Source organism: Streptomyces sp. NBC_01288, from assembly GCF_035982055.1.
Classification (GTDB): Bacteria; Actinomycetota; Actinomycetes; order Streptomycetales; family Streptomycetaceae; genus Streptomyces.
Genome location: NZ_CP108427.1, coordinates 3,682,709 through 3,694,694, shown reverse-complemented (window position 1 = coordinate 3,694,694; position 11,986 = coordinate 3,682,709). Strand labels below are relative to the sequence as shown.

The following is an 11,986-nucleotide window of genomic DNA, read 5'->3' as shown; positions in this document are numbered from 1 at the left end:
CGGGCGAGGCGCCGTTGCCGGGGCGTGAGGGGTGAGGGGCCGGTGGGGGGCGGCCCGGTGAGGCCGCCCCCTGGTGGCGTGTGGCGCCTACGCCTTGGCGTAGAGCCTCGTGAGCGCGAGGCCGGTGTTTCCGGCGTCGTAGACGAAGCCGCCGAGCTTCGAGCCGTGCATCCAGTTGCGGATGGCGTGGTAGTCCGGGACGCAGGCCGCGAGCTCCATGACCTGCTTGTCGATGGCGCCCCAGGCCTTGTTGGCCGCGTCCGCGTCGGTGATCAGGGACGCGGCCGCGATCGCCTTGTCGACGCCGGTGTCCTTCAGCTGGGCGTAGTTGCTGCGGCCGTCGCCGATGTTGGCGCCGTCCCAGCAGGGGTAGAAGACCGAGTAGCCGCCCGGCCAGTCGGGGCTCCAGCCGGCCGCGAACAGGTCGTACGTGTTGTCGATCTTGCCGATCTGGGTGTAGAAGGTCGACTTGTCGATCTGCTTGTTGACGACCGTGAAGCCGGCCGCCTCCAGCGCGTTCTTGATCGCCACGGCCTGCTTCACCGCGTTGTCCGACGTCTGGTAGGCGATGACCAGCTTCTGACCGACCTTGCCGGCCTCCTTGAGGAGGGCCTTGGCCTTGACCGGGTCGCCGCCGGGCTTCGTGGTCTTGCCGTAGAGGTCGAACTCCACGTAACCGGGCGTCACCGGGGAGAAGATGGTGGTCGCGATCTCGCTGGTGGACGCGCCACCGCGGATGGTCTGCAACTGCTGGTTCGGCCAGGCGTAGTTGATGGCCTGGCGGACCTTGACGTCCGTGATCCGGGTGGTGTTGATCGGCCAGTAGTAGGTGACCGTGTCGACCGCGGTGAGCACCCGCTGCTTGAGCTTCGCGTTGGTGAGGACCGTGGCGATCCGCTCGGGGGCGATCTCGTTGAAGATCGACATCGTGTACTGGTCGTTGCCCTTGTCCGCTATGTAGCGGTCGGTCGAGGCCAGCAGTTCGAAGCCGAACTGGAAGAGGTACTTGTCCGGGTAGGCGTTGCGGATCGGGTCCGTCGCCGCGTCCCAGTGCTCGTTGCGGGTGTACGTCAGCGACTTGCCGACGTCACGGGCGGAGATCTTGTACGGGCCGCAGGAGAACGGCTGCTTGTCGTACTTCTCCTTGGTGTCCTTCGACTTCTTCACGAAGGAGTACGCCCGCTCGGCCAGCGTGAAGTTGAAGTCACCACGGGCCTCGCTGAGGCGGAAGGTGATGGTCTTGCCGTCGACCTCGATGGAGTCGAGGCTCTTGCCGTCGTAGGGGCCCTTGTACTTGTCGCCGCCCACCAGGAACTGCTGGACGTAGCGCGGACCCTCGGTGACGAAGGAGGCGAAGAGGCGCTCGAAGGTGTGCCGGACGTCGTCCATGGAGAGGTCGGAGCCGTCCTCCCACTTGATGCCGTCCTTGATGGTGAACGACCAGGTCTTGCCGCCGTCCTTGGCCGTGCCCGCGTCCGTGGCGACGTCGCCGACCAGGGTGGCGCCGCCCTTGGAGTCGAGCTTGTAGCCGGTCAGGCCGCGCATGATCGGCGTGGTGATGAGGATCTCGGTGGAGACGTAGATCTGCGCCGGGTCGAGGTGGTCCATGTCGAACTGGTCGAGCCCGTAGATCGTCCCGCCCTTGACCGCGCCGGCGACCTCGGGCGCGGGGCCCGTCGAGTCGGCCTTGGTGCCGACCTCGATCTTGCTCTGCTTGGCCTTGCTGACCGAGGGGACCTTGCTGTTCGAGGTCGAGTTGCCGCCGCCACAGGCGGTCAGCACCGAGCTCGACGCGGCCACCACGCCGGTGGCGATCATGAAGTTTCTACGGGAAAAAGACACAGTAACCCTGCCTTACGGGTGGGACGGGACCAGCCGGACGACATTGACCGGGCCGGAGATGAGAGATGGTCAGCGCTTGGACTTCGGGTCGAGCGCGTCGCGCGCCGAGTCGCCGAGCAGGTTGAACGCCAGGACGAAGATCACCATGGCCAGGCCCGGGAAGAGCATGAAGGTGAAGTCCTGGGTGTAGAACTGGGCGCCCCGCTGGATCATGACGCCCCAGTCGGGGGTCGGGTCGATCATGCCGACACCGAGAAAGGCGAAGCCCGCCTCAGCGGTCACGTAGGCCGGGAGCATGAGCGTGGACTGGATCAGGATCGGGGTCCACAGGTTGGGCAGCAGTTCCTTGAACACGATGCGCGCCGGCGACGCCCCGGTCACCTTGGCGGCCTCGACGAACTCGCGCTCGCGCAGACCGAGTACCTGGCCGCGCAGCAGGCGGGCGATCGACGCCCAGCCGAAGAAGGACATCATGATGATGAGCGCGGTGGCCCGCAGCCAGGTCGGGATGTTGTCGTCGGCGGCGACGAAGAGCCCGAACACCACCGGCATGAAGGCGATGATGAACAGCGTCGAGGGGATCGACAGCACGATGTCGATGATCCGGCCGACGAAGTAGTCCGTCTTGCCGCCCAGGTAGCCCGCGGTCACGCCGACCACGACGCCGACGACGGTGGTGATCAGGGTGGCGGCCAGGGCGATGCCCAGCGAGGTCCGGATGCCGTAGATCAGGAAGGTGAAGACGTCGCGGCCCAGCTGCGGCTCGATGCCGAACCAGAACTGCGAGCTCATGCCGCCGTTGGGACCCGCCGGGTACGAGAAGGCGTCGAGCAGACCCGGGTCCTGGCTCGCGTACGTCGTGTACGGATCTTTGCCGTAGAGCTTGGATATCAGCGGTGCGGCGAGCGCGATCGCGAAGAAGAAGATCACGATGATCGCCGATATGACGCCCGTACGGTCCCGTTTGAAACGGCGCCACGCGAGCTGACCCGGGGACCGGCTCTCGTTGGCCTTCGAGGCGGGAGAAGTGATCGACTTCTCAAGGCTCTCGTCGGTTACTTCGAGCGGGACCGCGGATGAGGTTGGGGGGATCATGCTGCTCCTGGCCCAAGGGGGTCTGATGAGACTCCGCAGGGCACTCCCCTACGGGCTACGCCGGACTTTTTCAACGCAATTCATGCAAGGTCAATAAAATCTGGACCGACTTGGGTTTCTCTTTACCTTCTTTACTCCCTCTTGGTCAGTCCGTAGCTACGCGGGTAGCATGCCGTGATCGATCCGTGCTTTATATCGGGCCAACTGCGCTAAACGGGCAATGAGTTCGTTATGCGGACGCCTCTGTATCGGAATGCGTACACCGGGGCGTCACAATCCAACGGTTCCGCATCGCTTCGCGGTGATCCATTGTGCGCTACACCGAAGATCCTCTGAACGGACGTCAGGGTCCCTCGAAAGGGTGGGCCCGCAGGCGATGTGCACCTTTTCAGTCGATATTGACCGGTAACGGATCGGCATGGATCGGCTTTCCTGAGGAGGCACTCGATGCGTGGAGCCACGCACGCCAAATGGGCCGCTTGCGCGGCGGCGGTAGCCCTCGCGGCGACCGCCTGTGGGGGCGGCGACAGCAGTAGCGGCGGCGGCGGTGGTGACGGCAGCGCGGTGCTCAGCGCCTCCTGGGGTGACCCGCAGAACCCGTTGGAGCCGGCCAACACCAACGAGGTGCAGGGCGGCAAGGTCCTCGACATGGTCTTCCGCGGGCTGAAGCGGTACGACCCGAAGTCCGGCAAGGCCGAGGACATGCTCGCCGACAAGATCGAGACCACGGACTCGCAGAACTTCACGGTCACCGTCAAGAGCGGCTGGAAGTTCAGCAACGGCGAGGCCGTCACCGCGAAGTCGTTCGTGGACGCGTGGAACTACGGGGCGAGCCTGAAGAACAACCAGAAGAACGCGTACTTCTTCGGGTACATCGACGGCTACGACAAGGTCCACCCCGACAGCGGCTCGCAGAGCGCCACCACCCTCACCGGGCTCAAGGTGACCGGCACGGACACCTTCACCATCAAGCTCACCCAGAAGTTCTCGACCTTCCCGGACACCCTCGGCTACGCGGCCTACTCGCCGCTGCCGTCGACGTTCTTCTCGGACCACGCGGCCTGGCTGAAGAAGCCGGTCGGGAACGGGCCGTACACCATCTCGTCGTACACCAAGGGCTCGCAGATGCAGCTCAAGAAGTGGGACGGGTACACCGGGACGGACAAGGCGCAGAACGGTGGCGTGACCCTCAAGGTCTACACCGACAACAACACCGCCTACACCGACCTGATGGCCGGCAACCTCGACCTCGTCGACGACATCCCCGCCTCGCAGCTCAAGAACGTCAAGAGCGACCTCGGCGGCCGGTACATCAACACGCCCGCAGGCATCATCCAGACCCTCGCGTTCCCGTACTACGACAAGAACTGGAACAAGAGCGGCTCCGAGAAGGTCCGCACGGGCCTGTCCATGGCGATCAACCGGGACCAGATCACCAACACGATCTTCCAGAAGACCCGCACCCCGGCCACCGACTGGACCTCACCGGTGCTCGGCACCGAGGGCGGCTTCCAGGACGGGCTGTGCGGGGACGCCTGCAAGTACAACCCCACCGAGGCGAAGAAGCTCGTCCAGGAGGGCGGCGGCATCCCCGGCGGCCAGGTCAAGATCACGTACAACGCGGACACGGGCTCGCACAAGGAGTGGGTGGACGCGGTGTGCAACTCCATCAACAACGCGCTCGGCAACGACAAGGCGTGCGTCGGCAACCCGGTCGGCACCTTCGCCGACTTCAGGAACCAGATCGGCCAGCACAAGATGACCGGGCCGTTCCGCGCCGGGTGGCAGATGGACTACCCGCTCATCCAGAACTTCCTTCAGCCGCTGTACTACACCAAGGCCTCCTCCAACGACGGCCTGTGGTCCAACAAGGACTTCGACAAGCTCGTGAACCAGGCCAACGCGGAGACGGACACGAGCAAGGCGATCAAGCTCTTCCAGCAGGCCGAGGGCGTCGTCCGGGACAACATGGCCGCCATCCCGCTCTGGTACCAGAACGGCAGCGCGGGCTACTCCGACCGGCTCTCCAACGTGGCTCTGAACCCGTTCAGCGTCCCCGTCTACAACGAGATCAAGGTCAGCTGAGCCGCACCGGGGGCGGGTTCACGAGCGCCCGCCCCCACGATCCCCGGAGCCCCCATGGGACGGTACGTAATCCGGCGTCTGCTACAGATGATCCCGGTCTTCATCGGCGCCACACTGTTGATCTTCCTGATGGTGAACGTGATGGGCGACCCCATCGCGGGCCTGTGCGGCGACCGGCAGTGCGACCCGGCGACGGCCGCCCAGCTGAAGCGGGAGTTCGGCCTCGACAAGCCCGTGTGGCAGCAGTACCTGACCTACATGGGGAACGTCTTCACCGGTGACTTCGGGACGGCGTTCAACGGCCAGAAGGTCACCGAGCTGATGGCGACCGCGTTCCCGGTCACCATCCGGCTGACCCTGGTGGCGATCGTCATCGAGGTCGTCGTCGGCATCGCGCTCGGCGTGATCACCGGCCTCAAGCGCGGCCGGCCGATCGACACCGGCGTGCTGCTGCTCACCCTCGTCGTCATCTCCATCCCGACCTTCGTCACCGGCTTGCTGCTGCAACTGCTCCTCGGCGTCGAATGGGGCTGGATCAAACCGTCCGTCTCACCGGAGGCGACCTTCAGCGAACTGATCGTCCCCGGGCTGGTGTTGGCCTCGGTCTCCCTCGCGTACGTGACCCGGCTGACCCGGACGTCCATCGCGGAGAACCGGCGCTCCGACTACGTCCGTACGGCCGTCGCGAAGGGCCTGCCGAGACGCCGGGTGATCGTCCGCCACCTTCTCCGCAACTCCCTCATCCCCGTGGTCACCTTCATCGGCACCGACATCGGGGCCCTGATGGGCGGTGCGATCGTCACCGAGCGGATCTTCAACATCCACGGCGTCGGCTTCCAGCTCTACCAGGGGATCGTGCGCCAGAACACGCAGACCGTGGTCGGCTTCGTGACCGTCCTCGTCCTGGTCTTCCTGGTCGCGAATCTTCTCGTCGACCTCCTCTACGCCGTACTCGACCCGAGGATCCGCTATGCCTGAGCAGCCGTTCGAACCGGAGCGCGCCATCGCCGGCACCGGCATGGGCGGCCCGATGGACCTCGCGACGAGCGAGGCGGAAACCCTGGAGAAGACACCCGGAGGGCCAGAAGGAACAGGCCCCGCCGGCAAACCCCGTTCCCTCTGGTCCGACGCCTGGCGCGACCTGCGCCGCAACCCCGTCTTCATCATCTCCGCGCTCGTCATCCTCTTCCTGGTGGTCATCTCCCTCTGGCCCTCCCTGATCGCCTCGGGCAACCCCCTCAAGTGCGACCTCGCCAAGGCCCAGGAGGGCTCCCAGCCGGGCCACCCCTTCGGCTACGACGGCCAGGGCTGCGACGTCTACACGCGCACGGTCTACGGGACCCGTACGTCGGTGACGGTGGGCGTGCTCGCCACGCTGGGGGTGGCGTTCTTCGGATCGGTGTTGGGCGGCCTGGCCGGCTTCTTCGGCGGGGTCTGGGACTCGATCCTGTCCCGGGTCACGGACATCTTCTTCGCGATCCCGGTGGTCCTGGGCGGCCTTGTGCTCCTGTCCGTGGTGACGAGCAACACGGTCTGGCCGGTCATCGGCTTCATGGTCCTGCTCGGCTGGCCGCAGATCTCCCGCATCGCCCGGGGCTCGGTCATCACCGCCAAACAGAACGACTACGTCCAGGCCGCGCGGGCCCTCGGCGCCTCCAACTCCCGCCTCCTGCTACGCCACATCACCCCGAACGCGGTCGCCCCGGTGATCGTCGTCGCCACGATCGCCCTGGGCACCTACATCTCGCTGGAGGCGACCCTGTCGTACCTCGGGGTGGGCCTGAAGCCCCCCACGGTCAGCTGGGGCATCGACATCTCGGCCGCGTCCCAGTACATCCGCAACGCCCCCCACATGCTCCTCTGGCCCGCCGGCGCCCTGGCGATCACCGTCCTCGCGTTCATCATGCTCGGCGACGCGGTACGCGACGCCCTCGACCCGAAGCTGAGGTGACGGCACGGTGGCGCTTCAAGTGCGGTGTGCGCGACGGGAGTTGCGGGGTGGGACGGCCGCCCTGCGCGTCCGACACCGGCCGCGCGGCGGGCGGGCGGTCACGGCACCGCCGTCCCTCGTACGCGGCGGGCTCGGGGTCGCGGAGAGGCCGCTGCGCAGCCCCGGCGACCTGGCCGACGGGCGAGCGACCGGCGACCGGGACACCCTTCCTGCTCGGCGGCGCGGAGCCGGGGTGAGGGCGTGACGGTGCTGGAGCTGAGCGGTCCGGTTCGGGGGCCCCGGGCCCCTGCCGGGGTGCGGGCGGTGGAAGCGGGTGCGCCGTCTGCCTGGTACGCCTCGGCTGCGTCGACGGGCCGTCGTGTCCGCGTTCTTCCTGCTCGGCGATCCGGTGTACGGCGCCCTCGATCCGGAGTCGAAGGTGACGGCGTGATGGTGTCGAAGCCGTGTGGGCCAGGGTGCTGGGCCCTTGCCGGGAGGCGGGTACGAGCCGTCGACGCGGGCGCGCCGTCCGTCCCGTCCGCCCGGTGTCTCGCGGGAGCGCCCGTGACCCCTACGCCCGTGTCCAGCACGCTCGGCGACGCGACCCGCGGCGCCCTCGATCCGAAGGTGAGGTGACCGGCGTCATGCTGCTCGAAGTGCGGGATCTGCATGTGGAGTTCAGGACCAGGGACGGGGTCGCCAAGGCCGTCAACGGGGTCAACTACAGCGTGGACGAGGGGGAGACCCTGGCCGTGCTGGGGGAGTCGGGGTCCGGGAAGTCCGTGACCGCGCAGGCCGTGATGGGGATCCTCGATGCGCCGCCGGGGAAGATCACCGGCGGGGAGATTCTCTTCCGCGGAAAGGATCTGCTGAAGTTCAAGGAAGAAGAGCGGCGCAAGGTCCGCGGTGCCGAGATGGCGATGATCTTCCAGGACGCGCTCTCCTCGCTCAACCCCGTGCTCTCCGTGGGCGATCAGCTCGGCGAGATGTTCATCGTGCACCGGGGAATGTCCCGAAAGGACGCGCGGACCAAGGCCGTTGAGCTGATGGACCGGGTGCGGATCCCGGGTGCGGCTCAGCGCGTGCGCGACTACCCGCACCAGTTCTCCGGCGGTATGCGCCAGCGCATCATGATCGCCATGGCGCTAGCTCTGGAGCCCGCGCTCATCATCGCCGACGAACCCACCACCGCCCTCGACGTCACCGTCCAGGCCCAAGTCATGGACCTGCTCGCCGAGTTGCAGCGCGAACTGCACATGGGGCTCATCCTCATCACCCACGACCTCGGAGTCGTCGCCGACGTCGCCGACAAGATCGCCGTGATGTACGCGGGCCGGATCGTCGAGTCGGCCCCCGTTCACGACATCTACAAGTCCCCGGCCCACCCGTACACGCGCGGCCTGTTGGACTCCATCCCGCGCCTGGACCAGAAGGGCCAGGAGCTCTACGCCATCAAGGGCCTGCCGCCGAACCTCATGCACATCCCGCCCGGCTGCGCCTTCAACCCCCGTTGTCCGATGGCCCAGGACGTGTGCCGGACCGACGAACCCGAGCTGTACGAGGTGGATCAACACCGGGGCAGCGCCTGCCACTTCTGGAGGGAGTGCCTCAATGGTTGAGTCGACAGCCGTAACAGGATCAACAGTTGAGCCGATCCTTGAAGTGACCGGACTCGTCAAGCACTACCCCCTGACCCAGGGCATCCTCTTCAAGAAGCAGGTCGGTGCCGTCAAGGCCGTCGACGGTGTGGACTTCACGCTCAACAGGGGAGAGACCCTCGGCATCGTCGGGGAGTCCGGCTGCGGCAAGTCGACCGTCGCCAAGATGCTGGTCAACCTTGAGCGGCCGACCGAAGGGTCGATCAAGTTCAAGGGCGAGGACATCAGCAAGATGTCCGGCCGCGCCCTGAAGGCCGCCCGGCGCAACATCCAGATGGTGTTCCAGGACCCGTACACCTCCCTCAACCCCCGTATGACGGTGGGCGACATCATCGGGGAGCCGTACGAGATCCACCCCGAGGTGGCACCGAAGGGCGACCGGCGCAAGCGGGTTCAGGATCTGCTGGACGTGGTCGGGCTCAACCCCGAGTACATCAACCGGTATCCGCACCAGTTCTCCGGCGGCCAGCGCCAACGCATCGGCATCGCAAGGGGGTTGGCGCTGCGCCCCGAGGTGATCGTCGCCGACGAACCCGTCTCCGCGCTCGACGTCTCCGTACAGGCCCAGGTCATCAACCTCCTCGACCGGCTCCAGGACGAGTTCGACCTGTCGTACATCTTCATCGCGCACGACCTGTCGATCGTCCGGCACATCTCGGACCGGGTCGGGGTCATGTACCTCGGCCGGATCGTGGAGATCGGCAAGGACGAGGAGATCTACGACCACCCGACGCACCCGTACACCCAGGCGCTGCTCTCCGCCGTACCCGTGCCCGACCCGGACGCGCGGGACCACCGGGAGCGGATCATCCTCGCGGGTGACGTGCCGTCGCCGACGAACATCCCCTCCGGGTGCCGCTTCCGCACCCGCTGCTGGAAGGCACAGGAGCGCTGCTCACTGGAGGTGCCGCTGCTCGCCGTACCCGCGGAGTTCCGGCTCGCGAGCGGGCCCGCCGCACACGACTCGGCCTGTCACTTCGCCGAGGAGAAGACGGTCGTACCGCAGGACGCGACCCCCGCGGAACCGGCGGACGATCTTGATCAGGGGGCGGAATAACCGGACAAACAGGCACCAACCGCGTTAACACACAGGCAACTCCGCCGACCCGATCTCGATATACGGACACGTCAACCTGAGTGACGTACGGCCGTGCGGGTGCCGTAAACGGACCGGGGCGCGCCATGTCGCCCCGGTCCGTTGCCGTACCTAGGCCAGCCCCAACGCCCGCTTCAGGAAGTCCACTTGGAGCAGCAGGAGATTCTCCGCGACCTGCTCCTGCGGCGTCATGTGCGTGACGCCCGACAGTGGCAGTACCTCGTGCGGGTGGCCGGCGGCCAGCAGCGCGGAGGACAGCCGCAGGGTGTGCGCGACCACCACGTTGTCGTCGGCGAGGCCGTGCACGACCATCAGTGGGCGGTGCGGGTCGGCGGGGGAGGACAGTCCGTCGTCCGTCACCAGACTTGTCTTCGCGTACGACTCCGGGTCCTTCGCCGGGTCGCCGAGGTACCGCTCCGTGTAGTGCGTGTCGTAGAGCCGCCAGTCGGTGACCGGGGCGCCCGCGATGCCCGCGTGGAAGACGTCCGGGCGGCGGAGTACAGCGAGTCCCGCGAGCCAACCCCCGTACGACCAGCCGCGAATGGCCACTCGGGAGAGGTCCAGGGGATGGCTCTTCGCGAGGTCCTGGAGGGCGTCGATCTGGTCGTCGAGGGAGAGGGTGAAGTCGCGGTGGACCGCCTTCTCCCAGGCCGGTGAACGGCCCGGGGTGCCGCGGCCGTCGGCGACGAGCACCGCGAAACCCTGGTCGGCGAACCACTGTGACGTGAGGTGCGCGTTGTGCGCTGCGACCACGCGCGGGCCGTGCGGACCGCCGTAGGGGTCCATCAGAACCGGAAGGGGACTGGTCCCGTTGTAGTCCCGTGGCATAAGCAGGGCGCACGGGACGCGCCGTGCGCCCCCCTCGGTGAACGTGATGCGCGGGGACAGACCGGGATCTTCGGCGTGCGATGCGATCGGCACCGTCTTCTTGTTCCCGCGCAGCACCCGGACCTGGGTGCCCGGCCGGTCCGGTACCGCCGAGATCAGCACGGTCACGCCCCCGGCGCGTACCGCCGAGTGCACGCCGGGTTCCAGTGAGAGGCGCTCCAGGCCGAGTTCGTTGACGCGATAGACGTGCACCTCGCCGGTCTCCGGGGTCGGCGCGTCCTCGCCCGCCGACGCGGAGATCAGCACGTTGTCGTCGGAGACGTCCAGCACCGCGCGAACGTGCAACTGCGGCCCTGTGAGCAGGCGTTCACCCACCGCGAGCACTCGCGCTCCGCCCTCGTCGGCGATCCGCACGAGCCGTCCCGAAGGGCTCCAGCACGGCACGCCAGGGAAAAGATCAAGCCAAATTGGATCTTCGTCGGCATGCACCATCCGGGTCGCCCCCGAGTCGGGCTCCACGGCGAGGAACAGCTGGCTGCGCTGGTCCCGGGCCTGCACGAGCAGCAGCGGCGCACCCGCCGCTGACCAGTGCACTCGCGCCAGATACGGGTACCGCGCCCGGTCCCAGACGACCTCCGTGCGCGTCCCGTCGAGCCCGATCACGTACAGCCGTACGTCCGCGTTGGCCGTGCCCGCCGCCGGGTACGCGACCCGCTGCGGCTCGCGCTCCGGGTGGGCCGGGTCGGCGATCCACCAGCGCTGCACGGGCGTGTCGTCCGCGCGCGCGACCAGCAGCCGGTCCGAGTCCGGCGACCACCAGAAGCCGCGCGTACGACTCATCTCCTCGGCCGCGATGAACTCGGCGAGTCCGTAGGTGACTTGCTCCGACTCCGGCTCGGCGAGCGCCCGGTCACCGTCGCCGTCGGCTCCCACGACGCGCAGGGCGCCGCCGGTGACGTAGGCGATGTGCCGTCCGTCGGGGGCCGGGCGGGGGTCGATCACCGGTCCCGGTACCGGGAGTTCGCGCGCGGTGCCGTCCCGCAGCCCGGCCGTGAAAAGCCGCCCTGACAAGGCGAAAGACGCCAACTCGGCCTCGCTGTCGGTGGCGTAGCCGACGATCCCCGCACCGCCCTCGCGGGTGCGCTCGCGGCGGGCCCGCTCGGCGGGCGAGAGGTGCTCCGAGGCGCCGCCGAGGAGGGCGCGCGGGTCGGCCGCGACGCGCTCGGTGCCGGCCGCCGGATCGAGGACCCACAGCGCGTTCGCCCGGTCCGTGCCGGACGGGGAGCGCAGGAACACGACCCGCGAACCGTCAGGTGACACGGTGAACGCGCGCGGCGCGCCGAGCGTGAACCGCTGGGTACGGGCGTGCCGTCGGGGGAAGGAGTCAGCCTCGGTCGTCATGCCCCGACCATATTGGCCATGCGCCCCCTTGTGCGGCTGTGCGCCGAGCGA

At 67.7% G+C, this 11,986-nt stretch carries 9 protein-coding genes; 6 read left to right on the top strand and 3 right to left on the bottom strand.

Annotated features, from left to right (window positions below):
* Window positions 1-87 precede the first annotated feature (87 nt).
* Both OG194_RS15950 and OG194_RS15945 read right to left on the bottom strand, forming a co-directional pair.
* A complete protein-coding gene (locus tag OG194_RS15950) occupies window positions 88-1,818 on the bottom strand; it encodes an ABC transporter substrate-binding protein (protein ID WP_327401506.1) in 1,731 nt (576 codons plus the stop codon).
* Window positions 1,819-1,911: 93 nt separating this feature from the next.
* The gene (locus OG194_RS15945; protein WP_327401505.1) at window positions 1,912-2,937 is read right to left on the bottom strand and encodes an ABC transporter permease; all 1,026 of its coding nucleotides are present in this window, start codon (window positions 2,935-2,937) and stop codon (window positions 1,912-1,914) included.
* A 447-nt stretch (window positions 2,938-3,384) separates the two neighbouring features.
* Here OG194_RS15945 and OG194_RS15940 point away from each other — a divergent pair, with 447 nt between their 5' ends.
* From OG194_RS15940 to OG194_RS15915, 6 genes are all read left to right on the top strand, one after another.
* Window positions 3,385-5,022, top strand: a complete 1,638-nt coding sequence (locus tag OG194_RS15940) for a peptide ABC transporter substrate-binding protein (RefSeq protein ID WP_327401504.1) — start codon at window positions 3,385-3,387, stop codon at window positions 5,020-5,022.
* A gap of 54 nt (window positions 5,023-5,076) precedes the next feature.
* Window positions 5,077-6,000: an ABC transporter permease gene (locus tag OG194_RS15935; protein ID WP_327401503.1), complete on the top strand. Its 924-nt coding sequence runs from the start codon at window positions 5,077-5,079 to the stop codon at window positions 5,998-6,000.
* Entirely contained in the window at window positions 5,993-6,973 is a 981-nt protein-coding gene (locus OG194_RS15930) for an ABC transporter permease (RefSeq protein WP_327401502.1), read from the top strand. The genes OG194_RS15935 and OG194_RS15930 overlap by 8 nt, the downstream gene beginning before the upstream one ends.
* A gap of 7 nt (window positions 6,974-6,980) precedes the next feature.
* Window positions 6,981-7,217 carry a hypothetical protein gene (locus OG194_RS15925; protein ID WP_327401501.1) on the top strand — a complete coding sequence of 79 codons (237 nt, stop codon included), beginning with the start codon at window positions 6,981-6,983 and terminating at the stop codon, window positions 7,215-7,217.
* A 379-nt stretch (window positions 7,218-7,596) separates the two neighbouring features.
* Window positions 7,597-8,571: an ABC transporter ATP-binding protein gene (locus OG194_RS15920; RefSeq protein WP_327401500.1), complete on the top strand. Its 975-nt coding sequence runs from the start codon at window positions 7,597-7,599 to the stop codon at window positions 8,569-8,571.
* On the top strand, window positions 8,564-9,667 hold the full coding sequence (locus OG194_RS15915; RefSeq protein ID WP_327401499.1) for an ABC transporter ATP-binding protein: 1,104 nt from the start codon (window positions 8,564-8,566) through the stop codon (window positions 9,665-9,667). Before OG194_RS15920 ends, OG194_RS15915 begins: the two co-directional genes overlap by 8 nt.
* 150 nt (window positions 9,668-9,817) lie before the next feature.
* On the opposite strand, the gene OG194_RS15910 is transcribed toward OG194_RS15915, so the two are convergent.
* Window positions 9,818-11,935 (bottom strand): S9 family peptidase, encoded by a 2,118-nt coding sequence (locus OG194_RS15910; protein WP_327401498.1) that lies wholly within the window; start codon window positions 11,933-11,935, stop codon window positions 9,818-9,820.
* Window positions 11,936-11,986: the final 51 nt, after the last annotated feature.